We start from the raw sequence: 25,301 nt of genomic DNA on the forward strand, positions 1-25,301 counted from the left end.
GATGTTTAATAAAGTCATTACAAATCAGACCAAAACGATGGTGCTTTTAATGTTGGTTTTTACAGCCATCATTTTGTTGTTCAGTGGTTTGGTGTACTTTTCGATCGTTAATTTTTCACATCAGAGGTTTTATGAGCTGCTGAAGATCAGAACGGCTACTATTGTTCAGATCGAAAAAAGCAAAGATCATCTCGACCTTCCAGAAAACTATATTCTCAACAGCCTGAATGATGAGGAACTTCCGATGGAAAAAGATTACGTTTTTGCTGTTCCCAGAGATTCCAATTTCAAAAAAATATCTCAGGAAGTTCATATTCCTGATTATTTCTTTAAAAATATTATCAAAGAAGGAGAATCCAATTATAATGATGAGGAATTCTATTATATAGGACAAAGCTTTAAATATGATAGTAAAGATTATATCGCTATTGCTTCTGCCAAAAACCACTATGTCATTTATTATCTGGGCTTTCTAAAAAGAACACTGCTTACATGTATTGTACTTTCTCTGTTCTTTAGTATGATCTTCTCTTTTTATCTGTCTAAAACCTTATTTAGGCCCATCTTAAAAATTACAGGAAAAGTAAAGGAGATCAGTTCTGAAAACCTTCACTTAAGATTAGAATCCCAGCCTGATAATAAAGAACTGAATGAGTTGGTGGACACGTTCAACGATATGCTGAACCGTATTGAAACCTCGTTTGAGACCCAAAATCACCTGATTGGAAATGTTTCCCACGAATTGAGAACTCCTCTTACTTCCATTATGGGAGAAGCTGATGTTGCTCTTTCCATCAGCAGAACGGCTGACGAATACAAAGAAACCCTCGGAATCATTCTGGATGAAGCCGAAAAGCTGGATAAAAAGATTAAAGCATTATTAATGATTGCCCAAACCGGATTCGATGGAAAGATCCAGAAAATGGATAAGGTGAGAATAGATCAGCTGCTGTGGGATGTTATTGAAACGCTGAGAAGAATAGATTCCAGAAACAATATCTATCTTGATATCAGCATGCTTCCTGATAATCCTAAAAAACTAAAAGTTCAGGGGAACGAACAGCTATTACACCTTGCAGTAGCCAATATCATCAGTAATGGCTGTAAGTATTCTAATTTTCAGCAGGTTAAAGTTTCTCTCGGAGCTACCAATACAGATGTCTACATTATTGTAAAAGACAATGGTATAGGGATTCCTGAAGTAGAAATGAATAAAATCTACGATCCCTTCTTCAGAGCCTCCAATACCAACAACTATGAAGGTTATGGAATAGGACTTCCATTGGCAAGAAACATCGTGAGAATGCATCACGGTGAACTGATCGTGAGTTCACACGAGAACCAGGGAACAACGGTGCAGATGCGCTTCCCAAATTTCTATAGTACACAGAAAAGGGAATAGTCTGATCTCTTTTATTTAGGCTAAAAACAATCTATAACAAACAATATTCATAAGCAATTTCGTCATTTTACGATGTCGTTTTTTGCTATATGAACTCCCGTTAACAATTTTCTAATCTCATTTTAATCTCTTTAATCACATTTTAATTCCGTTCCAAAGATCTTCTAATATGGTCGTTCTAATTTTGTATCATCAAAAAAGATAAACACAATACAAAATAATAAAGAACATGGCTAAAACAATTTTAATTGCGACAGATTACTCTCTTGAGTCATTGAATATATTGAAAAAAGTACTTAAGGAGAAAGACGCATCAGAAGATCAGAATCAATATAATATCCTTCTGACGTCCGGATATGATTCCGGAGATTCTATCAGAGATCTTTTATTCACGACCAAAACATCGGTTTTTAATAAAATAAGACCGGAAGAGTTCTGTGATGCCTATGGAATTATCAGTAATAAATATCCTCATCTTGTTAATAAAATCATTTGTGATGTTTTTACAGGGAGTTTCCAGAGAACATTCAATCAGTATGTAAAGGCAGAAAATATTGACGAAGCTTATTATTCTCCATCCATCAAAAGTAAAGGAAAAGGCAAGTTTGATCTGATTCCTTATATCAAAAAATGCAAAGAACTGCAATCCCATGAAATTACCGTTGAGGTAAGAGAAAGACTTCCGGAAAGAGGAAGACTGGCAGAGATCTTTGTAGAGGTCTAAATAAACACAAATTAAAAAAATAAAAAAATGTTAAGAAATTATAGTAACAGCAGGACACTGGGAGATAATATCAGGTTGGGGACGCTGACTGCCTTTACGGCAGGTACTATAAATATTGCTTCCCTATTGATATTCCTCTCTTTTACATCGAACGTAACGGGGCACTATGCTATTTTAGCCGCAGAAATAAGTAAAGGAAACTGGACGCAGGTAGCGGTCGTAGGCGGATGGATATTTTTGTTCTTCTTCGGAAGCTTTCTGTCCAACTTTATTGTCATCAATTTTAACAAGAAAAGTAAATATTTTGCCCATTCTATGCCGATTGCACTAGAAATCATATGTCTCCTTTTTGTTGGGATATACGGACAGTTTTACTATCAGAAAACATTAGAAGAAACAGAATATTTGGTAGCATTGATGCTTTTTGCCACCGGACTGCAAAACGGTCTTACGGCAAGTATCTCCAACTTCTCTGTGAAAACGACCCACCTTACCGGAACAACTACCGACTTAGGAATCCTGGCTTCAATGTTTACACAAAAGAAATACAGAAGAAATGGAGAGTTGATCGGTAGAGCAAAACTGTTGATGAGTATTATGCTTGCGTATGTAATGGGAGCTGTCTTCTCTGGATTGACTTATTATTATCTGGAATTCAGGGTATTCTATGTGATCAGTATATGTCTGCTGATTGTCATCGGGTACGATGCTTATAAAATTCATATCCGTCACTTCAATACGAACTACAGATATAACAGGATTTACAGAAAGGCCAATATTTTTGCTTATCTGTATGAGAAAATCCATGGAATTCCTAAAAGAGAGAAGAAACCAAAGCTTGTCTTTGAAGATTAAAATATAAAACACACTATTAATTTTTTGTATAAACTAGCTGTAAATGCCCTTATTTTATAATGAAATAAGGGCGTTTTTCTGAAAAATTATCTTGCATATCAGCATTTTTGTTATTTTTCACCATATTTTTCATGCTTATAGAAATGAAAATTTCCGGGGCAGGCAAATAAACACGCTAAAGCCCTTCATTACAAACATTAAAAAAAACAGTTGGGGATAAATAGGTGAAAATGTTGATAATTAAATATTAAATCACGGTTTTGGTATTTTAATTCCCGTTTTCATTGACTATTTTTGTAAGTTGATTTACGTTTTTATGTCAGATATTATTCAGCTTTTACCGGATCATGTAGCCAACCAAATTGCAGCGGGAGAGGTGGTGCAGCGGCCTGCATCCATCGTGAAGGAACTTTTGGAAAATGCTATAGATGCAGATGCAACGAAGATTGAATTGATCATCAGGGATGCGGGGAAAAACCTTATTCAGGTGGTAGACGACGGAAAAGGGATGTCTGAAACAGATGCCCGCATGGCGTTTGAAAGGCATGCTACCTCCAAAATCAAAGGAACAGAAGATATCTTTAAGATTGCCACAAAAGGCTTCCGTGGTGAAGCGCTGGCCTCTATTGCAGCGGTTTCTCAGGTGGAGCTCAGAACGAAACAGCAAGACACGTCTATCGGTACCAATATTTATATCGAAGGGGGAGTTTTCCAGTTTCAGGACCCGGTTCAGACAGCAGACGGATCAAATTTTTTAGTGAAAAATCTTTTCTATAACGTTCCTGCAAGAAGGAAGTTTTTAAAAAATAATAATGTAGAATTCAGACACGTCATTGATGAATTTCAGCGTGTTGCGTTGGCTCATGAAAATCTGGAGTTTTCTCTTTTTCATGATGATGAAGCTGTTTTCAGGCTGAGAAAAGGAAGTCAGATGCAGCGTATTGTAGATGTTTTCGGAAGAAAACTTCAGCCGCTTTTGATTCCTATTAAAGAAGATATTATCTGGTGTAAGCTTCATGGGTTTGTTGCCAAGCCTGAAGGAGCTAAGAAAGCAAGAGGAGAGCAGTTTCTTTTTGTGAACGGAAGGTATTTCAGAAGCCCATACTTCAATAAAGCAGTACAGGAAGCTTTTGAAGGACTGCTTCAGCCCGGATATGTACCTTCATTTTTCCTTTTCCTGGAGCTTGATCCGGAGAAAATAGATGTCAACATCCACCCACAGAAAACCGAGGTGAAATTTGAAGATGAACATCTTATTTTTGCTTTACTCAGATCAACCATTAAAAGATCTTTGGGTATTTATAATGTTTCTCCAAGCCTTGATTTCGACAGAGATCCGGAATTGGATGAAATGATGAATAAACCCATTCCAAGTAAAGGAAATGGCGGTGGAAGTGGTTTTGTAAAAATGCCCGAAATTATTGTAGACAAGGATTATAACCCGTTTTTGGAAGAAAAAATTGTAGTACATCCGCAGGAAATTCAGAATCTTACCGAAATGTATCATCAGAATCTTACCGCTGAACCTTCAAAGATCAATTTATTTGAAGATGAAGATTTTGACGAAGATTTGATGAGGCTTCCGAACGGCTATTGGCTTTTCAATAAAGGTGATGTGACATTAATGCTGGATCTCGGAAGAATGCACAGACTATTGGTTTCTGAAGGGAATAAATCTACCAGAAAATCAAACACAAATAGCCATGCTCTTCTTTTTTCTCTGGAATACCATATGAATGAGATTGAGAAAACAAAATACAATTCGATCAAAAAATATCTTCCAGAATTAGGGTTTGACATGAAAATTGCTCATGAAAGTGTACTTCGAATAGATTCTCTTCCTGAAGGGCTGAAAGAAACACAGGCGATGAAATTCCTGGAAAATCTTTTTGAAATCCTGGAATATAAAACAGAAGAAGAGTTTTTGCATTATTACCATAATCAATGGAACAAAATGCAGTCGAAGTCGAGATTTGACTTTATTTATAAAAAAGATGCGGAACAGCTGATCAAAGATTTTACAGCATTAGGTTTCCCGGAATTTTTACCGGATGGAAAAAGATGCTATTATGAAGTTCCGTTTAATGATTTTAAAAACAAATTTTAAAAAATTATGTTTAACAATATACCACCGATTACGAGGAATATTATTATAATTAATGTTATCGTTTATGTGATAACCAATTTTGTGTTCCCTAATTTATACAATACACTTTCAGGTTTTTATCCTTTTTCTCCCAATTTTAGATCTTGGCAGATTATTACGCACATGTTTATGCATGCTTCTATTTCTGAATCTATAGGAATAATGCATATTTTATTCAATATGTTTACATTGTTCAGTTTTGGGCCAATTCTAGAGCAGACATTAGGAGACAAAAAATATTTGATTTTATATTTTGCTAGTGGTCTAGGAGCATTCTTCCTTTTTAATTTATGGAATTTTGTGGAAGCTCAGCAAATTATTTCCCGCTTACAAAGTCTAGGCTTCAGCGCTTCTGAAATTTACCCGAAAGCAGCTCTTGATTATGTGGGAAGTATGAAGATTAGCACTACAACAGCCGAAGGACAGAAATTAGCTGGTGAATATTATAACTTATTAAGATCCCGAATGGTAGGGGCGTCAGGTGCTATTTTCGGGATAATAGCAGCATTTGCCACATTATATCCTGATTCTAAAATTGGAATCATGTTTATTCCGGTTCCAATAAAAGTAAAATACCTTCTGCCTATTATTGTTGTTGTTTCCATATACCTTGGTGTTTTCGGAAATGGAGGCGGTGTTGCTCATCTGGCTCACGTAGGAGGGGCTTTGGTCGGGTGGCTGTTGGCTCTAATTTGGAAAAAACATTTGTATCGTTTCAATTAAAATAATATTGTGAAGGTTTTCCGACTCATCCTATTCGTTCTGCATCTTGGAATTCTATTTTTGCTACTGGGTACATTATTAAATGCCTATGTTCCACCGAAGGTTTTTCCGTGGTTTAACTTGCTTTCCCTAGGCTTTCCGGTACTTATGATCTCTTATATCATTCTGACAATATTCTGGGTATTCAGCTGGAAAAAAAGAGCGTTTGTTTTTATGTTTGCAGGTCTTGCTTTTATTAATCCTGTAAAACGATGGGTGAATTATTCATCTCCGAAAAATGGAGATTCAGAAATAAAATTAGTTTCCTTCAATACCAGAGCAGGCGGAAGAGGAAATAAAGAGATTGCTCCTTATCTGAGGTCTCAGGATGCAGATATTGTTCTATTACAGGAAGATGCGGGCAAAGATTATCAATTTGATGGTTATCAAAAAGCAAATTCCGGAGGAGGTTTAACGATTTTGACCAAGCATAAAATCATTAAACAGCAGATTATAGATCCACAAGACGAAAATGTAAGAATTCCTGGATTACAGGTTGATATAGAAATTAAGGGTAAGATATATAGATTCATTGATGTCTATCTTAATCCTTTTCGGTTCGAAAAAGATATGGTGAAACTTAATGGAAATACCGATACCAACGAACAAAAAATAAAAGATGTTGTTAAAAGGCTGATTCCTACATTTAAAAAACATCAGGAACAGGTAGCGCTCATTCGGGAAGTTATTGATAATTCACCTTATCCTGTTATCCTGGCTGGAGATTTCAATTCTGTGCCTAATTCTTATGAATACTATCATCTGTCGGACGGACTTGAAGATGCATTTTTAACTGCTGGAAAAGGAAGTGCAACCAGTTTTCACGACTACAAATTCCCAATTAGAATTGACTATGTTTTTTCCTCAAAATCAGTAAAGGCAATATCTTATAAAGTTGACCGTTCTGTAAGTATTTCAGATCATTATCCTGTCATTGTGAAATTTTCAGCGGAGAGCAAATAATCATAAAAAGAGTTAAAATTGTCTGCTTGGTAGGATTTTTGTTGAAAGAAAACCGTACCAAGACCGTTTTTTCATGAAGTCGAATCAGATATTACTATTTATACATATCGTTATTGCTGTTTTGCTGTTATGCACATTAGGGAATGCATGGATTCCGCCTAATCTTTTGGGCAATCTTAACCTGCTATCGCTTGGTTTCCCCTATCTGATATTGGCACATATCATTCTTACCCTGATATGGATCTTTAAAAAACAAAAAGTAGCTATTGCTTTTGCATTAGGTACCCTTATTTTCTATAATCCAATCAGACGATGGGTCAACTTTTCTCCGAAAACAGAAAATGTAAAGTCAATACGGGATATTAAAGTATTGACATTTAATGTAAAATACGGAGAATACGGCTGGGATAAAGTAAAAAATTATATCAAAGAGCAAGATGCAGATATTATTCTTGTGCAAGAGAAAGATACCAACCGCGCCATAAAGCGGGATCTTATAAAATATCCTTCGGTCATTCTGAAAACAAAACATAAAATTGTAAGACAGGCAGAACTGATTGATGAGAAAGCAAGAGGAAATTCATTCTATGCTGATATTGATATCAATGGAAAAATAGTCAGAATCGTAAATGTTTATCTTGAGCCTTTCAGACTTCATAAATCTATGTTTACGAAGCTTGACGGCTTAGGTTTTGGAAATGTATCCGCATTACTTTCTCATATGATACCTACATTCCAAGCCCATGAAGATCAGGTGAAGAGAATCAGAAAAATGGTAGATTCATCACCTTACCCGGTTATTTTGGCCGGAGATTTTAATTCTGTTCCCAATTCTTATGAATATTATAACCTGGGAAAAGATCTTCAGGATGCTTTTTTAGTGGCAGGAAAGGGGAGTGCAAGCAGTTTTCACGACTATAAAGTGCCGTTGAGAATTGATTATATCTTCAGTTCAAAATCTATCATTCCTTTAAGCTATAAAGTAGACCAGTCTGTGAAATTATCGGATCACTATCCTGTAATTGCAGAATTTCTGCTAAATTAGTTCCATGAAAAATATACTGTCTGCGATTTTTATTTTTACCATCCTCTTTACGGCATGCTCCAAGAAAGAATCTCCGGGATTTGCTGCTGAACAGGAAGTTAAGATGAATTATGATACTATTGCTATTGATTCCTTTTCCACAGGAGCTGTTTCAGTAGATATCGCCCGCAAGATAAGAATGTCTTCTCCGCAATATCTGGATTCTGTAAAACAGGCTAAAAAGCTTTTGGAAGAAGAGAATAAGCTAAAAGCAGAACTTGAAAAAGAGAATAAAACAAAACAAGAAGAGGAAAAGAAAAAGGCAGATGCAGAAAAAAAGCAAAAACCTTTAGAAACGCCTTCAACTCCAGACTCTAAAACACAATAAAGTCAATATCATTAAAAAAATAGGCCATATGAAAAAGCAAATCCTGGCAGCTGTAGTGATCTCTGTATTCACTGTAGCATGTACAAAATCAACAACAAAAACAGAGCAAGTAGAAAATGCTGATGGATCGGTAACAACAACTACCACCACCGTTACTGACACTCCAACCACTGTTGATACAGCAAAGATCAACAATGCAAAAGAAGATGTGAAGGCGAAGGTAGATGCAGCGGGAAATAAGATTGACGATGCTGCTCAGAAAGCAAAAGATAAAATAGATGCAACAGCCGATAAAACGAAACAAGATCTTCACAAAGCCGGACAAGACATCAAAACCGAAGCAAATAAAGTAGGAAAAGATATTAAAACCGGAGCTAAGGAAGTAGGACAGGATGCTAAAGAAGCTGCCAAAAAAGGAGCTTCAAAAGTAGAGGAAGCCGCGAAGAAAATGAAGGAAGATTTAAGTAAATAAAAATAGAAAGCCGTAATTCAATTGAGTTACGGCTTTTTTATTTATTAACTGGAAAGTATAATCTTAGTTTTTATTCATTTCCAGCAAAGGTTCAATATATTCTCTGTCGTTGCTCAATCTCGGGACTTTATTTTGCCCTCCAAGTTTTCCTTTAGCTTCCAGCCAGTGATAGAAAAGGTTGGTTTTAGCAATATGTACAATAGGTCTTTTAAGGGTTATATTGTTGTATCTCTTCGCTTCATAATCAGAGTTGATCGTCTTTAAATGTTTGTCAAAAGCATCAATAAAGCTGTCCAGGTTATCCGGATGCTGGCTGAATTCAAAAATCCATTCATGAGCACCTCCTTCGTTTCCTTTCATAAAAACAGGGGCTCCAGTGAAATCTGTGATTTGTGCTCCCGTAGCTTCACAGGCTTTTGAAAGGGCAGATTCTACATTGGTAATCATCAGTTCCTCTCCAAAAGCATTGATATAATGTTTGGTTCTTCCTGTTATTTTGATTCTGAACGGGTTGGTTGATGTAAAGACAACGGTGTCACCAATCAGATATCTCCATAGACCGCCGTTGGTTGTAATAACCATTGCATAATTTTTCCCCACTTCCACATCTTCCAGGCTTACTACTTTTGGATTCGAAAAATGGAACTGATCCATAGGGATGAATTCATAAAAGATACCATAATCCAGCATCAGTAGCATTTCATCACTGTCTGACCTGTCCTGTATCCCGAAGAAACCTTCAGAAGCATTGTAAATTTCGTAGTAATTGATGTTTTTTCCGATGATCTGCCTGAATTGTTCCCTGTAGGGCTTGAAACTGATTCCACCGTGAAAAAACACCTCCAAATTAGGCCATAGCTCTGAAATACTTCCAATATTGGTTTCCTTTAATACTTTTTGAAGAAGAACCATCATCCAGCTTGGTACCCCAAGGATACTTCCCACGTCTTCATTTTTTACTTCAGAGGTGATCGCTTTCAGTTTGCTTTCCCATTCTCCCATCAAAGAGACTTTCTTGCTTGGAGTGGTAGTAATTTCTACCCAAAACGGAAGATTATCAATTAAAATAGCGGATAAATCTCCAAATTTCGTGTTAAAGTCGGCATACAGTTCAGAACTTCCTCCTAAACGTAAATTTTTATAATTAAAAAGTTGATTTTCAGGATGGTTATTGGCGTAAATGGACACCATATCCTTTCCTGCCTTCATGTGGCAGTATTCAAGGCTTTCCGCAGAAATAGGGATAAATTTGCTCTTGGCATTGGTAGTTCCCGATGATTTGGCAAAATGTTTAATGAGCCCGGGCCAGCTTACATCCTTCTGTCCCTGCCTTGCTTTTTCAATATAAGGCTCCATTTCTTCGTAGGTAACGATAGGAACCTTGTTTTTAAAATCCTGATAACTTGATATAGAATTGAATCCGTATAATTTACCATATTCCGTATCTTCTGCATGAAACAGCTGAGAAAAGAGTATACCTTTCTGGGTCTCAATGGGATGGTCCATGAAATTCTGTATCTGATCTATCCTTTGGCGGATGAACCAGTTGACTACGGTATTGAAAAGTGCTTTGGTTGCCATTCCAACAAATATAATGATATTTGAATTTTCTGAAAATTTTTTACAGAATTAAATAAAAAAACCGTTACAAAATATGTAACGGTTTGATATTTAGATTATTGTTTCTTAGCAATACTCGTCATATGCAGCCTGAAGGTTTGCTGCGATAGCTCCTGCAGGGTTTCCTTCGATGTGGTGTCTTTCCAGCATGTGAACCAATTCACCATCTTTGAAAAGGGCTACACATGGAGAACTTGGAGGGAATGGAGCAAGGTGTTTTCTTGCTTCTACTACAGCCTCAGTATCAAATCCTGCAAATACTGTTGTTAAATGATCAGGTTTCTTATCTCCAGTTAAAGAGTATACAACTCCCGGTCTTGCAGCACCTGCAGCACAACCACATACGGAGTTAATAACCAATAACGTAGTTCCGGACTGCTTCAGTGCATCTTCTACCTGAGTTGGCGTTGTCAAGTCCTGGAAACCTTTATCTGTAAGCTCTGCCTTCATAGGCATTACTAAATCTGTTGGATACATATATTTTGTTTTTTATCTCCACAAAGTTAAGCAATTCTTTGCTTTTGTTCAATATATAAAAACTATCAATAGATTAGTCATATAAAATTAATCAAATATTAATACTGTAATAATATTCAAAAAAATGTGAATTAAGACTAGGAATAATGGAAAATTATTATTAATTTTGAAATGATTCTGAAAAACAAACGGCCATGAAAAAAACATTTAATGCTTTCCCTCAAGCAATCAACCACTTAATTACTTTCTGAAATATGGTAGTATCTTAATTCTTTTTTCAGTTTAGAATCAAAACTGATTAACAAACTTTAATATCCAAAGAAAGTGAAACCCGGAACTGAAAAGTTCCGGGTTTCTTAATCAAATCGATATGCAAAGGTTGTATATCCTAATGTAAATAGTTGATAGGAAATAAGTTGATGGTTTATAGGATGGCCATCAAAGATGATCTTTCAACTAAGACAGGAGCTTTTTAGCCATCTCGGAAATACTTTTCCCGTCTGATTTTCCAGCTAATGTTTTTGATGCAGCTCCCATTACCTTCCCTAAATCTTTAATAGATTCAGCTCCGGTTTCAGAAATAATATTTTTAATTTCTGTTTCTAATTCTTCAGCAGAAAGTTGTGTTGGTAAAAACTTCTCAATTACTTTCATCTGAGCGTCTTCTACTTCTGCAAGATCCTGTCTGCCTTGAGCGGAAAACTGTTCGAAAGAGTCTTTACGCTGCTTGATCATTCTCTGCAGAATGGCAATTTCCTGTTCTGCAGAAACTTCAGCACCTCTTGCTTCTGTTTTTAAAAGAAGAATCTGAGATTTTACGGCACGAAGAGAGTCCAGAGCAACTCTGTCTTTCTCTCTCATGGCTGTTTTTATAGCTTCGCTTATTGTATTTTCTAAACTCATGTTTATATGCTTTTGGCTTCTGGCAGTTGGCTAATAGCTTTTATAAGGCCCGAAAGCCATTTGCTGGTAGCCAATTGCCATAGCATTTAGTCTACGTCTTTATTTAAAAATCTGTTTTCTCTGATCTGCATAGATCCATTGTTATCAGATAGATACGTGTTGATGTTCTGATCTGAAGCATTGGTTCCGTCAATCGAAATATTTTTTCTTTTGAAAGCAGGAATAGATTCAAACTCACTCGTGCTGTCAAAGCTTTGGTAGCGGGAATTGAATTCTTTCAATTTATTTCTTCTTTCAATCACTCTTTCCTGGTCCATCGTTTTATTCACGAAAGTGAATTCTGATTCTTCCGTCTTCGGAGTTTCAATTTCTGTTTTGCTTTCAAAAGCAGTTCTTGTTTCAGCTTTTGGCTCTTCCTGTTTCTGGTAGAATGTTTCAATCTTCTGAGCCGGTTCTGCTACAGCAGCATTGCTTGGCGTGTTGAACTCTGCTTTTGGCTGCCCAAAATCGGTATTAGGCTCATTTCTGACAGGTTCGTTTACGAAGAAGCTGAATTCAACAGGTTTTTCATCTGAAAAAGAGTTGCTGAAGGTATTCCCGGACTGTGGCTCATCTTTTTTATTTTCGAAATCAAATGAGAAAGACTGAATTTCCAGGTCATTTGGATCTTCACTCTCTTCGTCAATAGAAAACAAGCTGTATTCCTGTTCACTTTCTTCTTCGTTTTTCCAAGCCTGCTCAGGAGTATTTATACTATTTTCCTCTTTATCAGAGAATTTTATTTCCGGTTTCACCTGCTCTTCTTCAAGAATCATTTTTTTTTCAATAGATGTAACCTTGAACTGTGTGCTGTGGTCTTCATCATCTAATCTGAAATGATTGGCTCTGCTGGAATCATTGGCTGCATCAGGTGCAGATTCTCTTTCTTCTCTTGTTTTGAAAGGAGAGTTTTTCGGAGCATCAAAACTGTCATTAAGACTGATTCTGATTTTCTCTGTAGGTCCTGCAAATTTCTTGTTGTCGTTAGAGAATCCTGTTGCGATAACAAGAACGCTTACTGCATCTCCCAATTCTTCATCAGCACCCACCCCGAAGATAATATCTGCCGTGTTTCCTGCTTCTTTCTGAATATGGTCCATGATGATACCAATCTCATCCATGGTCACTTCTTCAGCACCACTTCTGATCAATAACAGAACGTTTTTAGCACCTGTAATCTTATTATCATTCAATAATGGAGAATCAAGGGCTTTTCTTACGGCTTCTTCGGCTTTATTTTCACCTGAAGCGGTTCCTGTAGACATCAAAGCGGTACCTGAATTCTGAAGTACAGATTTAGCATCTCTAAAGTCAATGTTTACATCAAAATAACCTGTAATAACTTCTGCCATACCTTTGGCAGCATTCGCTAAAACTTCATCGGCTTTTGAAAATCCCTGCTTGAATCCCAGGTTTCCGAACTGCTGTCTTAGTTTATCATTGTTGATCACAATTAATGAATCAACATTATTTTTTAGTTTATCAAGACCGTTTTCAGCCTGATCAAGTCTTCTTTTGCCCTCAAAACTGAAAGGAACGGTAACAATCCCTACCGTTAGAATTCCCATGTCTTTTGCTACTTTAGCAATAACAGGAGCAGCTCCGGTACCGGTACCACCACCCATTCCGGCAGTGATGAACACCATTTTGGTGTTTTGTCCCATAGCAGCCTTGATATCTTCAATACTTTCGATTGCAGATTTCTCTCCAACTTCAGGGTCTGCACCAGCTCCAAGACCTTCTGTGATCGTAGTTCCCAGCTGTACTTTATTAGCAACAGGGTTATTATCTAAGGTTTGGGCATCTGTATTACAAATCACAAAGTCTACCCCGTGAATTCCTTTCTCGTACATGTGCTTCAGAGCGTTGTTTCCACCGCCCCCTACACCGATTACTTTTATGATGGATGAATTTCCTTTTGGCAAATCAAATGAAAATCCTTGTGTACCTATATTTTCCATAACTATATTTTTAATAATTATAATTGATAATTGATCAATGATAATTGATAAGGAAAAGATCGTTTATCGCTTACCACTCATCATTTATAATTTACTCTACTTCTTCAAAGAATTTTTTTACTTTTTCCATAAGCGACTGCCCGAAGGTCAATTTCGCCTTTCTGTTCTCCTGTCTTTCATTTTCAAAAGAGCGCTGCTCCTGAACGGGGGCTGCCTGCTGAACCGGTTGTACAGTTTCTGTCTGCGCTGAAGCGGTTTCCTGCTTTGGCTGTTCTGTAACAACTTCTATGATTTCATCAGCATTCTGCTTTTTGTCTCTGATCTTTAAACTCTCCATCAGCAATCCGATAGACGTAGCAAATTCAGGGCCTTTCAGGTACTGATTTTTATCGTTGGCAATATATTCATTCGCAAAACCAATTCTGCTATCAAAACCAGTGGTATAATTGGCCAGCTGACGAAGATGTTTTAAGTTTGAACCACCGCCTGTAAGAACGATTCCGGCAATAAGCTTTTTCTTTTGTTCAAAAGCACCGTAAGCTTTCAGCTCTGTATTGACCATTTCTAACACTTCTTCTACTCTTGCATTGATGATCTGTGCTAAAGTTTTTAAAGAAATCTCTTTGTCTGGTCTACCGTGAAGCCCCGGAATGGTTACAAAAGTACTATCTTTTTCTAATTCGGGAACAGCCGAACCAAACTTTACTTTAAGTTGTTCTGCATGTTTTTCTATAATGGAACAACCTTCTTTGATATCTTCGGTGATAATTCCGCCTCCGTATGGAATCACACAGGTATGACGAATGATATTATCTTTAAATATCGCAATATCTGTTGTACCACCACCAATGTCAACAATGGCAACACCGGCTTCTTTTTCTTCTTTTGTAAGAACAGCTTCTGAAGATGCCAATGGTTCTAAAGTAAGAGCTTCCATTTCTAATCCGGCTTCACGAACGCATCTTGCAATATTTCTGATGCTGCCCATTTGGCCTACTACAACGTGGAAGTTGGCTTCTAAACGCTTTCCATGCATTCCGACGGGTTCCTGAATTTCACCCTCGGAATCCACTTTATATTCTTGAGGAAGTACGTGGATAATTTCTTCTCCAGGAAGCATGACCAGCTTTTTCACCTGATCTTTTAATGCTTCAATGTCATCGTCTGTAATAAATTTATCAGGATGTTCACGCATAATATAATCGGAGTGCTGCAGAGAACGAATGTGTTTTCCTGCAATACCTACCGTAACTTTGCGGATAGGAACACCAGCACTGGATTGTGCTTCGGATACTGCAGCCTTGATTGAATTGATAGTTTGTGAAATATTATTCACAATCCCTTTATGAACACCAAGACTTTTAGCTTTTCCTACACCGAGAACTTCTATTTTCCCGTGTGCATTCCTTCTTCCGACAATCGCGACTATCTTTGTTGTCCCGATGTCCAGACCTACTGAATACTCTTGATTTTCCATTTTTATATCGATTTGATTTTTTCTACTTTTTCCTTTTTTTCTCTTAAGGATGATCTCCTATTTGTGTATTGAATGTCCTGAGAGGACTTTATTCTATTTTTACTTTAGCCTTTGGCTTGGACAATGCCTTAGCGGTTGATTTTTTCTCTGTTTTTTTCGTCTCTTTTGTATGTGTTTTCTGTTTTGTGCTCTCTTTCGGTTTTGCCTGGGTAGAGCTTGTTTTTTTTGCTTCCGAAGTCTTTGGTTTGGCCTCTGTCCTCTTTGTTGCAGCCATTGGAGTAGGAGCCTTTGCCAGTTCTAGTTTTCCCGCTTTTAAAATACTGTCGTTTTCTTTAAAATAAGGGTTTAAAGTAGTAACAATCTGGTTCTGGTATTTTACAGAAACCATGCTGTACTTCTGTGGATCCTGATATACAAGGTATTTTTCCACAAAGGTTTTAAATCCTTTTACTTTAAAATCAATATTATCCAGATCCCCGATCTCTACCCGGTAATTTCCTTCACTTGTCAGAAGATTGTAGCTTTCTTTGCTTTTTGAAATCCCAATAAAATATTTCTTACTGAAATCATCCTTATCTATCTTTCCTACCAGCTCTGCCAGTTTTTCATATTCATCCGGCTGTACATCTCCGGTTACCAGCATACATGGATGAGAATACGTTCTTGAGATTGGAAATTCAATTCCTTTTTCATCTACATAAAAGTCTTTTCCGTCCTTATTAAGTCTGAAAACAGGAACTCTCTGCTTGATATCCAGATTCAGTTTTCCGTTCAGGTTCAGATAGACATTGGCACTATCAACTGCCGGAAGAGAATTGATTCTTTTCTCCAGAGAAGGAATATTAAGATCTCCCACTTTTCCTGATGGGTTTTCTTTTTTTACAATCTCCCTGATATCTTTTTCATCAACGAAATAAACAGGAGTTTTCTCACTCATTTTTACAGAAATCTTGTTGTCCGTAATCTGTTGGTGGCTGAATCTCTTCAACGAGAAACTCAGTAACAATCCAAGGATGATTACAGTGACCGCAATTTTTAATATTCTGTATTTATTTTTCATATTTTTTCTTCGTGAGCACAGCGTTTAAATCAAATTTTCTCTATCCACTCACAGATAGGATCATACAGGGTATCTATATTTCCTGCGCCTACGGTAAGAAGAATATCAAAATCTTTTTCTTTTATTTTTTCAAAAGCATCGGATAATGTCGATACTTCTTTTTCATCTAATGTTACTTTATCCAGCAGCCAGCTTGACGTAATTCCTTCAAAGTTCTCCTGAAGTTCTCTTGCAGGGTAGATATCAAGCAGGATAAGTTCATCAGACTTGCTTAAACTTTCTGCAAACCCGTCCGCGAAATCTTTTGTTCTGCTGAAAAGATGGGGCTGAAAAACTACCACTAGTTTTTTATCAGGGTAAAACGTTCTGATTGAGTCTATTACAGCATTGATTTCTGTAGGGTGGTGGGCATAATCATCAATATAAATTTTACCGTTTTGATAAATATGTTTGGTATATCTTCTTTTAATTCCTTTAAAGTTGGCAATTGCTTTTTTCAGCGTATCAAAATCTGCGCCTAAATTATGCAGAATTGCCAGTGCTACAGTAGCATTCTCCACATTATGGATTCCCGGAATATCCCAGATGAAATCCTTGATGGTTTCAGTAGGAGTATGGAAGTCAAAATAAATTTTATCATGATCCATACGCAGGTTGTCAGAATAGTAATCTGCAGGCTCATTTACTGCATACGTTTGATGCCCTCTGCCAATTTCTACTCCTTTTCTTACAAAAAGCTGTTGGTCTTGAAGTACTAATGCGGCAAACTGTCTGAATCCTTCTTCAATATGGCTCTTGTCTCCATAAATATCCAGGTGGTCTGCATCTGTAGACGTTACTACCGCCCAATCCGGAGATAGGTTCAGGAAGCTTCTGTCGTATTCATCTGCCTCTACCACAGAATAAGTAGAACCGTTGTACAGGAAGTTGGATTTAAAATTTTCAGAAATTCCTCCTAAAAAGCATGAGAAAGGAAGATCTGCTTCTTTGCACAAATGCGCCACAAGGGTAGATGTTGTTGTCTTCCCATGGGTTCCTGCTATAGCAATACAGTTGGTGTTTTCAGTAATTAATCCTAAAACCTTAGCTCGTTTCAAGACTTCAAACTGATTTTCATTGAAGTAATCCAATATTCCAAGTGTTTTGATGGCTGGAGTATAGATAACCAATGTATCTTCCTTCTGAAGAGAAGTTATTCTTTCGTCAATAAGGTCTTCAAACACAATATCAATCCCTTCATTCATCAGATTCTGAGTCAATTTTGTATTGGTTTTGTCGTAACCCAATACTTTTTTTCCGGATGCATTGAAATAACGCGCTAATGCACTCATTCCGATACCTCCGATTCCAACGAAGTAAAAAGTTTGATATGTTTGTAAAATGTTCATTTATTCTAATTATTAATTAAAAAGCTTTATAGATGTCCAGGCAATAAAACCAATTACTGACAGGATTAAAATATTCTGCCCCTGTTGTCTATCTTTTGCTGTAAAGCCATAGATCTTTTCACCATTAGGCAGTACTTTTTTATATCTCATTAAGTGGTATCCAATGAAAACCCCAATGAATCCTCCTAATATTCCAAAGAAATATCCAATGGCAATGAGCCATTTAGGGCTAGCTTCCTGAGCAGATAGATCCTGGATTCTTTGTTTTTTTATTACATTTAAAAGGTCAGAATTTACTTCTTTTCCTCTTTCTTTTAATATTTTTTGAGCAAGCAGGTAATCAAACTTGCTCCACTCTTCTTTTTTCATGACAATCTCAATCAGCTCTTCATTAGAGTAATCAAACAAGTAGTAGCTTTGATCAGCCTGATTGACATCATTTTTTACAAGTTCTTCCTCCAAATGTTCTACTTTCTCAAAGTCTTCCTTTTGAATTTTTAGCTCAAACTCGTTTGTATTTGCATCTCCTCCGAAACTAGAACCTAGCCTTGAAGAGTTATCTTCCAGTTCATAAATAATCTGATGATTGTCAAGAACCTTAATCAAGTCCAGCGCATCATCTTTATAAATGAATTTTCTGTAGGTAGACAGTTCGGTTGTCATTCTATTTTATTACTTTAAATATCTCGTCTACAATCTCTTTTGCGGCATTTGGCTTGGCAAAATATTTCAGATTCTCAGACATTTCTTTTCTTACAGTTTCATTTTCGCAGATTTCTGATAATGTATTCCAGAATTTTTCCTGCATTTCAGAGTCTTTCACCATTTTGGCTGCATTTTTTTCAACCAGATTCATGGCATTTTTGGTTTGGTGATCTTCCGCTGCAAAAGGGAAGGGTACCAAAAGAACCGGCTTCTGTGCTACAGCCAGCTCTGAAATGGCAATCGCTCCAGCTCTCGAAACGATGATGTCAGCGGCAGAATAAGCGAGTTCCATGTCTTTGATAAATTCAAGGATCTGAATATTTCTGGTGTCTGTATCTTTTGTTTCGTTTATAATGTCTTTATAATCAAGCTTTCCTGTCTGCCAGATCAGCTGATAATCTTTGTTTACAATTTCTTTTAAATGAGATTTCCATGCATTATTCAATGTTCTGGAGCCTAAAGAACCTCCTACAGACAGAATCGTAAGTTTGTCTTTATTCAATCCCATTTTTTCTTTTGCCTGAGCAGTTTCCTGCATTCCTGAAATAATAGTTGAACGAATCGGATTTCCCAGGAATTTTATTTTCTCTTCCGGAAAACCATCTACTTTTGGATAGGCTGTAAAAACGGCTTGAGCTTTCTTGCTTAAAATTTTATTGGTTACCCCCGCATGGGCGTTCTGTTCCTGAATGAAAATCGGGATTCCCATTTTGCTGGCTTCATAAAGAGCCGGTCCGCTGGCAAATCCACCTGTTCCTACGGCAAAATCCGGAGCGAAGTTTTTGATTATCCTTTTAGACTTTGATAAACTTTTCAGAATCTTGAAAGGAAGTCCCAGATTGGATAACAGATTCCCTCTGTTGATTCCTGCGATATCAATTCCTTCTATTTTGTAGCCTGCCTGAGGAACTTTTTCCATTTCCATTTTTCCGTTGGCACCAATGAACAAAAATTCTGCGTCAGGAAATCTTTTTTTGATCTCATCAGCAATGGCGATAGCCGGGAAGATGTGTCCTCCTGTCCCTCCGCCTGATAATACTATTTTTAGTTTCTTGTCCATTTTAAGCGATATCGTTTATTTCTGCTATACTTTGCTTTTTGCCCATTCCTTCTTCATCATAAATCTGAATCCTTGAGCTTATATTTAAAATAATGCCTAACTGTAAATAGGTTACCAGCATTGAGGTTCCTCCGTAACTTATCAAAGGCAGCGGTTGTCCTGTAACCGGGATCAGATTCACTGCAACGGCTATATTTACCGAAAGCTGAATGAAAATCATTACCCCGAGACTGAGGACGAGCAACGATCCGAAAAATGCCGGCATCTTACTGGCAATCATCACGATCCGTATCATCATAATCAGGTATAAACAGATCAGAAAAGCGGCTCCAATCACTCCATATTCTTCTACGATAACCGCGAAGATAAAGTCGGAGGCAGACTGTGGAAGCATTTGTTTCAATGCACTTTTTCCGGGTCCCATTCCGGTAATTCCGCCATGTACAATGGCTGCTTTGGCCTGCATTACCTGATAGTTCTTTGCTTTTATACTTTCATCATCTACATCGGCTGATTTTGCTTTGCTCGAAGTAAATGTTTCTACACGGCTCATCCATGTATGAACACGGTTACCGCCGATCATGTTAGTATTCAGAGCTATTAATAAGAATAATACAATGGCTACAAATGAAGCAGAAATAAATCCTGCAATGTATTTCCAGTGAAGCTGCCCTATGACAAGAACCACTACGGAAACCATTAAAATCATTAATGCTGTAGATCCGTTATCTTTTGCTACCAATACGAAAACAAGTAGAATTGGCCCGAAAATATACATGATATTCTCTATGGGAAGCCTTTCTCTTGTGATCTTTTTGGTTAAATATCTGCACAGATAAATGATTAGCATTAAAAAGGCAAATGATGAAGGCTGAAAGGAGATTGGTGTTCCTGGAATTTTAAGCCATCTTGAAGCACTGGCTCCGTCAATGGTTTGTCCCGTAAACATCGTAACTACCAATAAAACAATCATCAGCCCGAGCAGGATACTGCTGAGCTTTCCGATGTATTCATATTTGATAGTTCCTACCAGCCTCATAATGACTAATCCTAAGACTACAAAGAACATGTGTTTGATAACGTGACCCGTTGTAGTCCCGTTATTGACAATATATTCCAGATTCGAACTAGCAGAGTATACAGGGAAAATAGAGAAAATGGAGATCACAAGGATGACCATCCAAAGTACTTTATCGCCCTTTAGAAATTCAAATCTGTTTTCTGTGTTCTGTTCGTCCATATGTAATGCTATTGGCTTCTGGCTAATGGCCATTGGCTTTTAATACCTGTTGTTTAAACTGGTGTCCTCTGTCTTCATAACTTTTAAACAAGTCAAAACTTGCGCAGCATGGAGATAACAAGACGGTATCACCTTTTTTCGCCAGTGATTTTGAAATTCTCACGGCTTCTTCCATGCTTGAAGTATCATAAATAACCTCTTTTTTATCTTTAAAGAAATCTATAATCTTCTTGTTGTCAATTCCAAGGCATACAATAGCCTTCACTTTTCTTTTGACTAAATCTTCAATTTCGGTATAGTCATTTCCTTTATCTAATCCACCAACAATCCAGACGGTTGGTGTTTTCATACTTTCCAAAGCATAGTAAGTAGCATTCACGTTGGTTGCCTTGCTGTCATTGATGTATTTTACACTGTCAATTTCAGTTACCAACTCCAATCTGTGTTCTACAGCCTGGAATGTCATCAGTGAATGTCTGATGCTTTCATTATTGATTTTTAATATCTTACCGGCAATAGATGCTGCTAAGCTGTTGGCTACATTGTGATTTCCCAGTAGAGACAATTCGTCAACTTTCATTGCGAATTCGTCTTTCATTTTTACCACAATTTCATCTTCATTAATGAAACCTCCTTCCGGTAACTTCTCTTTTGTCGAGAAAGGGATCATTTTGGCTTTTATTTCAAGCTTTTCAAGAAGATTTTTACTCATTTCGTCATCTTTATTGTAGATGAAGAAATTATCATTTTCCTGATTTTCAGTGATTCTGAATTTTGCCAAAGCATATTCTTCATAGTTGTAATTGTACTGATCCAGGTGGTCCTTAGACAGATTCAACAATAAAGAAATATAAGGTCTGAAATTCTGAATATCATCCAACTGGAAAGAGCTTACCTCCAATACATAATATTCATGGTTTTCATCAGCAACCTGCTTGGCAAAGCTGTAGCCGATATTTCCACCCAAACCTACATTTAATCCGTCATTTTTCAGGATATAATAGATCAGGGAAGTCGTGGTTGTTTTTCCGTTGCTTCCTGTAATGGCGATGATCTTTGCATCTGTAAATTCAGAAGCAAATTCAATTTCAGAGGAAAGTCTGATTCCTTTTTCATGAATTTTATAAATGATCTCCGCTTTTTTCGGAATTCCCGGGCTTTTTACGATCCAGTCAGCATTTAAAATCCTTTCTTCATCGTGATTTCCTTCTTCAAATTCAATTTCATTGTCGGTAAGAAACTGCTTATAGTTATCCTTAATGGCTCCTTTATCTGAAAGAAATACTTCCAGACCTTTCTTTTTAGCCAAATAAGCAGCGCCGCATCCGCTTTCTCCACCTCCTAAAACAACTATTTTCATATTATTTTGATTTAATGATTAAAAGATTTAATGATTAAAAAAATTATTTAATGTTTCAATCTTTTAATTTTTAAATTGGTTTTTATCTCATTTTTAATGTGATCAGACATACAATAGCCATTATTACACCGATGATGATCATTCTGTTCACGATTTTACTTTCGTGGAACCCTTCTTTCTGATAATGGTGGTGTAATGGTGACATCTTGAACAGTCTATTGTTTTGGGCATATTCCAGCCCGTATTTTCTTTTTCTGTATTTGAAAACAACTACCTGAAGCATTACAGACAGGTTTTCAATTAAGAAGATTCCGCATAATACAGGAATCAGCAATTCTTTTCTTAAAATAATGGCTAAAACGGCAATCACTCCTCCCAGCATCAAACTTCCGGTATCTCCCATGAAAACCTGTGCAGGATAGGTATTGTACCAAAAGAATCCGATTACTGCACCTACCATTGCCACTGCAAAAATGGTGGTTTCTCCCATATTCGGAAGGAACATGATATTGAGATAGTCTGCAAAGATGATGTTCCCGGAAAGGTAGGCGAAAAGAGCCAGCGAGAGCAGTATAATAGCACTTGTGCCTGCTGCCAGACCATCAATTCCATCTGTAATATTGGCACCGTTTGAAACTGCTGTTACAATGAAGATCACAATAGGAATAAAGACAATCCATGCCCACTCATGGGCATCTTTATCATTCATCCAAAATAAAATTCCGCTATAATCGAACTCATTGTTCTTTGCAAAAGGAACAGTAGAAACAGTGATTTTTTCTGTAGGCATAAAGTTTTGCTCTACATTGTTTCTGTTAACCACTTTAGCATCAGCATACTTTCTTTTAACGGTGATGTCCGGGTGGAAATACATTGTAATTCCGACAATTAAGCCCAAACCGACTTGTCCTACAATTTTGAATTTACCACTTAATCCGTCTTTATTTTTTTTGATTTTCTTTAAATAATCATCAAGGAAACCAATAGCACCCATCCAAAACATTGAAACCAGTAACAGTACAATATACACATTGGTAATTCTTGTAAACAGCAATACAGGAATGATGGTTGCCAAAATAATGATAAGCCCTCCCATAGTAGGAGTTCCTTCTTTTTGTTTTTGACCATCCAATCCAAGATCACGTACCAATTCTCCCATTTGTTTTGTTCTCAGATAATTGATTACTCTTTTTCCGTAGACAAGAGCAATAATCAGGGAGAATAATACGGACATTCCGGCACGGAAGGAAATGTATTTCAACAATCCTAATCCCGGAACATGGATTCCATGGTTGGTCAGATATTCGTATAGATAGTATAGCATGTTTCTGTTTTTATATTATTTAAAAATTTAATTTATTTAAAGATTTAAAGATTGGGTCTCTCAATATTTTCACTTAAATATTTAATAAAGTTTGATATGTTTGAAGAAACTTCTCTTGAAAGGGTGATAATTTCTTCAGCTTTATTTTCGTCACCTAATTTTAATCTTTTACTTACAATCAGCATGCTTTTTACTTCTGCACAGCTGCCTTTTGCAATTTTTAAATATCTAATAAATTGTCTGTTATTATTATATTCTGAGCCTTCCGCAATATTGTTGCTAATTGAAAAGCTCGCTCTTTTTATTTGGTTATTAAATTCAAATTCTTTTTGAAAGCTTTGATTTTGAAGAAACTCATACACTTTTTCAATAAGATCTAAACTTTTGATATACACAGGAAAGTTTTCAAAATTCTTCGCCATCATCAAATTTTTAAATCATTAAATGAGTTTAATCTTTCAATCTATTTGGACATTAATTTCCAAAGCTCATTAATTACTTCTTTGTCATCAAAATGATGTTTTACACCATTTATCTCCTGATAGGTTTCGTGGCCTTTTCCGGCAACCAAAACGATATCTTTAGGTTCTGCAAATTTTATGGCCATCTTTATGGCTTCTCTTCTGTCCGGAATTGAAGTGTACTTGCTGAAGTTTTGAGGTTCAATACCTGCTTCAATTTCTTTGATGATCTGCGTAGGATCTTCTGTTCTCGGATTATCTGAAGTAATGATTGCCAATGTCGATTTTTTAGAGGCAATATTTCCCATTTCAGGTCTTTTGGAGTGATCTCTGTCTCCTCCGCAACCAAATACGGTGATTAATCTTTCATTTTTGGTTCTGATATCGTTGATGCTGTCCAGAATGTTTTCCAATGCATCCGGAGTGTGTGCATAATCTACGATAAAGAAAATTCCACCATCAGATTTGAAGGTTTCAAATCTTCCGGAAACTCTTTTTAATTTGCTGACTGCCTGAAGAATTTCATCCTGCTCAAAACCAAGCTCTTCAGCTATTCCGAATACAAGCAGCAAATTGTATACATTGAATTTTCCGGTGAGTGTCGTCCAGAATTCTTTTCCGTTGAAGTTCAACAGCATGCCGTTGAAATCTACTTCCAATAATTTTCCGTGATAATCTGCCATGGTTTTCAGAGCATAAGACTTCTTTTTGGCCTTAGTATTCTGAAGCATGACATTACCATTCTTGTCATCTACATTGGTGATGGCAATGGCTGTATCTTCTAGTCCGTCAAAGAATCTTTTCTTTGTTTTTAAATATTCTTCGAAGGTTTTATGATAGTCTAAATGATCGTGAGTAAGGTTGGTGAAGCCTGCTATCTTGAAGTGTAGTCCTTCAATTCTGTTTTGAGCGATTCCGTGTGAGCTTACTTCCATGAAAGCAAATTCACATCCTTTTTCTACCGCTTCAGCTAAAATCCTGTTGATTGTAATGACGTCAGGGGTAGTATGGGTAGCCGGAATGATTTCTTCTCCGATTCTGATTTCAACAGTGGAAAGCAAAGCAGATTCATAGCCCAGGTTTTTGAAAACATCAAAAAGAAGGGTAGAAACAGACGTTTTTCCATTTGTTCCGGTAACTCCTATCAGCTTTAATTTCTGGGAAGGATTTCCGTAGAAATTAGAAGCAAGGTGGCCCAGAGCTTTAGATGCATCTTTTACCTGAACATAGGTTATATTTTCAACCAATGTTTCTGGAAATTCTTCGCAAACAATTGCTGCAGCACCTTTTTCAATAGCAGAGGCAATGAATGAGTGACCATCCACCACGGTTCCCCTCATTGCAATATAAAGAGCATTTTCCGTAACCTTTCTGCTGTCGATTACCAATTCTGTAACCTCACGGTTGTTATCACCGTGAATTTCCAGTACTGGGATTCTGTTTACTAATTCTGTTATAATCATTTTTATCAATAAGGCTTTGCCTTATTT

23 protein-coding genes are annotated in these 25,301 nt (G+C 36.8%); 9 read left to right on the forward strand and 14 right to left on the reverse strand.

The genetic code is table 11. The features are described 5' to 3' along the window. The first annotated feature begins 1 nt into the window (after nt 1). The 9 genes from AC57AW_RS06900 (at nt 2) to AC57AW_RS06940 (ending at nt 8,736) form a co-directional block, all read left to right on the forward strand. On the forward strand, nt 2-1,402 hold the full coding sequence (locus AC57AW_RS06900) for a sensor histidine kinase (protein ID WP_318847742.1): 1,401 nt from the start codon (nt 2-4) through the stop codon (nt 1,400-1,402). Between the two features lie 229 nt (nt 1,403-1,631). Next, entirely contained in the window at nt 1,632-2,126 is a 495-nt protein-coding gene (locus tag AC57AW_RS06905) for a hypothetical protein (protein WP_496351303.1), read from the forward strand. Between the two features lie 27 nt (nt 2,127-2,153). After that, complete coding sequence (locus AC57AW_RS06910; RefSeq protein WP_318847744.1) at nt 2,154-2,981, forward strand: YoaK family protein; 828 nt, start codon at nt 2,154-2,156, stop codon at nt 2,979-2,981. A gap of 316 nt (nt 2,982-3,297) precedes the next feature. Next, nucleotides 3,298-5,088, forward strand: a complete 1,791-nt coding sequence (gene mutL / locus AC57AW_RS06915; RefSeq protein WP_496351304.1) for a DNA mismatch repair endonuclease MutL — start codon at nt 3,298-3,300, stop codon at nt 5,086-5,088. Nucleotides 5,089-5,094: 6 nt separating this feature from the next. Beyond that, a complete protein-coding gene (locus AC57AW_RS06920) occupies nt 5,095-5,850 on the forward strand; it encodes a rhomboid family intramembrane serine protease (RefSeq protein ID WP_496351305.1) in 756 nt (251 codons plus the stop codon). Nucleotides 5,851-5,859: 9 nt separating this feature from the next. Then, the gene (locus AC57AW_RS06925) at nt 5,860-6,852 is read left to right on the forward strand and encodes an endonuclease/exonuclease/phosphatase family protein (RefSeq protein WP_496351306.1); all 993 of its coding nucleotides are present in this window, start codon (nt 5,860-5,862) and stop codon (nt 6,850-6,852) included. A 73-nt stretch (nt 6,853-6,925) separates the two neighbouring features. After that, entirely contained in the window at nt 6,926-7,897 is a 972-nt protein-coding gene (locus AC57AW_RS06930; protein WP_496351307.1) for an endonuclease/exonuclease/phosphatase family protein, read from the forward strand. Between the two features lie 4 nt (nt 7,898-7,901). Continuing rightward, nucleotides 7,902-8,264, forward strand: a complete 363-nt coding sequence (locus tag AC57AW_RS06935; RefSeq protein ID WP_318847749.1) for a hypothetical protein — start codon at nt 7,902-7,904, stop codon at nt 8,262-8,264. A gap of 28 nt (nt 8,265-8,292) precedes the next feature. Then, entirely contained in the window at nt 8,293-8,736 is a 444-nt protein-coding gene (locus AC57AW_RS06940; protein ID WP_318847750.1) for a hypothetical protein, read from the forward strand. A 63-nt stretch (nt 8,737-8,799) separates the two neighbouring features. Here AC57AW_RS06940 and AC57AW_RS06945 read toward each other — a convergent pair whose 3' ends face one another. The 14 genes from AC57AW_RS06945 to AC57AW_RS07010 form a co-directional block, all read right to left on the reverse strand. Further along, nucleotides 8,800-10,317, reverse strand: a complete 1,518-nt coding sequence (locus AC57AW_RS06945) for a GH3 auxin-responsive promoter family protein (RefSeq protein ID WP_496351308.1) — start codon at nt 10,315-10,317, stop codon at nt 8,800-8,802. 105 nt (nt 10,318-10,422) lie between these two features. Next, the gene (locus AC57AW_RS06950; RefSeq protein ID WP_079243608.1) at nt 10,423-10,833 is read right to left on the reverse strand and encodes a BrxA/BrxB family bacilliredoxin; all 411 of its coding nucleotides are present in this window, start codon (nt 10,831-10,833) and stop codon (nt 10,423-10,425) included. A gap of 456 nt (nt 10,834-11,289) precedes the next feature. After that, nucleotides 11,290-11,736 carry a GatB/YqeY domain-containing protein gene (locus tag AC57AW_RS06955; protein ID WP_496351309.1) on the reverse strand — a complete coding sequence of 149 codons (447 nt, stop codon included), beginning with the start codon at nt 11,734-11,736 and terminating at the stop codon, nt 11,290-11,292. 86 nt (nt 11,737-11,822) lie between these two features. Next, nucleotides 11,823-13,736: a cell division protein FtsZ gene (gene ftsZ, locus AC57AW_RS06960; protein ID WP_496351310.1), complete on the reverse strand. Its 1,914-nt coding sequence runs from the start codon at nt 13,734-13,736 to the stop codon at nt 11,823-11,825. Nucleotides 13,737-13,827: 91 nt separating this feature from the next. Then, complete coding sequence (gene ftsA, locus AC57AW_RS06965; protein ID WP_318847754.1) at nt 13,828-15,213, reverse strand: cell division protein FtsA; 1,386 nt, start codon at nt 15,211-15,213, stop codon at nt 13,828-13,830. An 88-nt stretch (nt 15,214-15,301) separates the two neighbouring features. After that, nucleotides 15,302-16,273, reverse strand: coding sequence for a cell division protein FtsQ/DivIB (locus AC57AW_RS06970; protein WP_496351311.1), 972 nt, complete (start codon nt 16,271-16,273; stop codon nt 15,302-15,304). Nucleotides 16,274-16,302: 29 nt separating this feature from the next. Continuing rightward, nucleotides 16,303-17,661 carry a UDP-N-acetylmuramate--L-alanine ligase gene (gene murC / locus AC57AW_RS06975; protein ID WP_496351312.1) on the reverse strand — a complete coding sequence of 453 codons (1,359 nt, stop codon included), beginning with the start codon at nt 17,659-17,661 and terminating at the stop codon, nt 16,303-16,305. A gap of 12 nt (nt 17,662-17,673) precedes the next feature. Beyond that, the gene (locus AC57AW_RS06980) at nt 17,674-18,324 is read right to left on the reverse strand and encodes a hypothetical protein (RefSeq protein ID WP_496351313.1); all 651 of its coding nucleotides are present in this window, start codon (nt 18,322-18,324) and stop codon (nt 17,674-17,676) included. Nucleotide 18,325: 1 nt separating this feature from the next. Continuing rightward, a complete protein-coding gene (gene murG / locus AC57AW_RS06985; RefSeq protein ID WP_496351314.1) occupies nt 18,326-19,426 on the reverse strand; it encodes an undecaprenyldiphospho-muramoylpentapeptide beta-N-acetylglucosaminyltransferase in 1,101 nt (366 codons plus the stop codon). Nucleotide 19,427: 1 nt separating this feature from the next. Further along, a complete protein-coding gene (locus tag AC57AW_RS06990) occupies nt 19,428-20,666 on the reverse strand; it encodes an FtsW/RodA/SpoVE family cell cycle protein (RefSeq protein WP_496351315.1) in 1,239 nt (412 codons plus the stop codon). A 22-nt stretch (nt 20,667-20,688) separates the two neighbouring features. Then, on the reverse strand, nt 20,689-22,026 hold the full coding sequence (murD, locus tag AC57AW_RS06995) for a UDP-N-acetylmuramoyl-L-alanine--D-glutamate ligase (RefSeq protein WP_318847759.1): 1,338 nt from the start codon (nt 22,024-22,026) through the stop codon (nt 20,689-20,691). 82 nt (nt 22,027-22,108) lie between these two features. After that, entirely contained in the window at nt 22,109-23,350 is a 1,242-nt protein-coding gene (mraY, locus tag AC57AW_RS07000) for a phospho-N-acetylmuramoyl-pentapeptide-transferase (RefSeq protein WP_496351316.1), read from the reverse strand. Nucleotides 23,351-23,394: 44 nt separating this feature from the next. Beyond that, nucleotides 23,395-23,772, reverse strand: coding sequence for a four helix bundle protein (locus tag AC57AW_RS07005; protein ID WP_496351317.1), 378 nt, complete (start codon nt 23,770-23,772; stop codon nt 23,395-23,397). Between the two features lie 41 nt (nt 23,773-23,813). Next, nucleotides 23,814-25,274: a UDP-N-acetylmuramoyl-L-alanyl-D-glutamate--2,6-diaminopimelate ligase gene (locus AC57AW_RS07010; RefSeq protein WP_496351318.1), complete on the reverse strand. Its 1,461-nt coding sequence runs from the start codon at nt 25,272-25,274 to the stop codon at nt 23,814-23,816. Nucleotides 25,275-25,301 lie beyond the last annotated feature (27 nt).

It is taken from the genome of Chryseobacterium sp. BGA-UO-ETr-SB22 (assembly GCF_059567885.1).

Excerpts from the sequence above, each read along its gene's own strand:
- AC57AW_RS06900 (WP_318847742.1), top strand. The coding sequence starts at position 2 with ATGTTTAATAAAGTCATTACAAATCAGACCAAAACGATGGTGCTTTTA.
- AC57AW_RS06905 (WP_496351303.1), top strand. The coding sequence starts at position 1,632 with ATGGCTAAAACAATTTTAATTGCGACAGATTACTCTCTTGAGTCATTG.
- AC57AW_RS06910 (WP_318847744.1), top strand. The coding sequence starts at position 2,154 with ATGTTAAGAAATTATAGTAACAGCAGGACACTGGGAGATAATATCAGG.
- mutL (WP_496351304.1), top strand. The coding sequence starts at position 3,298 with ATGTCAGATATTATTCAGCTTTTACCGGATCATGTAGCCAACCAAATT.
- AC57AW_RS06920 (WP_496351305.1), top strand. The coding sequence starts at position 5,095 with ATGTTTAACAATATACCACCGATTACGAGGAATATTATTATAATTAAT.
- AC57AW_RS06930 (WP_496351307.1), top strand. The coding sequence starts at position 6,926 with ATGAAGTCGAATCAGATATTACTATTTATACATATCGTTATTGCTGTT.
- AC57AW_RS06935 (WP_318847749.1), top strand. The coding sequence starts at position 7,902 with ATGAAAAATATACTGTCTGCGATTTTTATTTTTACCATCCTCTTTACG.
- AC57AW_RS06940 (WP_318847750.1), top strand. The coding sequence starts at position 8,293 with ATGAAAAAGCAAATCCTGGCAGCTGTAGTGATCTCTGTATTCACTGTA.
- AC57AW_RS06945 (WP_496351308.1), bottom strand. The coding sequence starts at position 10,317 with ATGGCAACCAAAGCACTTTTCAATACCGTAGTCAACTGGTTCATCCGC.
- AC57AW_RS06950 (WP_079243608.1), bottom strand. The coding sequence starts at position 10,833 with ATGTATCCAACAGATTTAGTAATGCCTATGAAGGCAGAGCTTACAGAT.
- AC57AW_RS06955 (WP_496351309.1), bottom strand. The coding sequence starts at position 11,736 with ATGAGTTTAGAAAATACAATAAGCGAAGCTATAAAAACAGCCATGAGA.
- ftsZ (WP_496351310.1), bottom strand. The coding sequence starts at position 13,736 with ATGGAAAATATAGGTACACAAGGATTTTCATTTGATTTGCCAAAAGGA.
- ftsA (WP_318847754.1), bottom strand. The coding sequence starts at position 15,213 with ATGGAAAATCAAGAGTATTCAGTAGGTCTGGACATCGGGACAACAAAG.
- AC57AW_RS06970 (WP_496351311.1), bottom strand. The coding sequence starts at position 16,273 with ATGAAAAATAAATACAGAATATTAAAAATTGCGGTCACTGTAATCATC.
- murC (WP_496351312.1), bottom strand. The coding sequence starts at position 17,661 with ATGAACATTTTACAAACATATCAAACTTTTTACTTCGTTGGAATCGGA.
- AC57AW_RS06980 (WP_496351313.1), bottom strand. The coding sequence starts at position 18,324 with ATGACAACCGAACTGTCTACCTACAGAAAATTCATTTATAAAGATGAT.
- murG (WP_496351314.1), bottom strand. The coding sequence starts at position 19,426 with ATGGACAAGAAACTAAAAATAGTATTATCAGGCGGAGGGACAGGAGGA.
- AC57AW_RS06990 (WP_496351315.1), bottom strand. The coding sequence starts at position 20,666 with ATGGACGAACAGAACACAGAAAACAGATTTGAATTTCTAAAGGGCGAT.
- murD (WP_318847759.1), bottom strand. The coding sequence starts at position 22,026 with ATGAAAATAGTTGTTTTAGGAGGTGGAGAAAGCGGATGCGGCGCTGCT.
- mraY (WP_496351316.1), bottom strand. The coding sequence starts at position 23,350 with ATGCTATACTATCTATACGAATATCTGACCAACCATGGAATCCATGTT.
- AC57AW_RS07005 (WP_496351317.1), bottom strand. The coding sequence starts at position 23,772 with ATGGCGAAGAATTTTGAAAACTTTCCTGTGTATATCAAAAGTTTAGAT.
- AC57AW_RS07010 (WP_496351318.1), bottom strand. The coding sequence starts at position 25,274 with ATGATTATAACAGAATTAGTAAACAGAATCCCAGTACTGGAAATTCAC.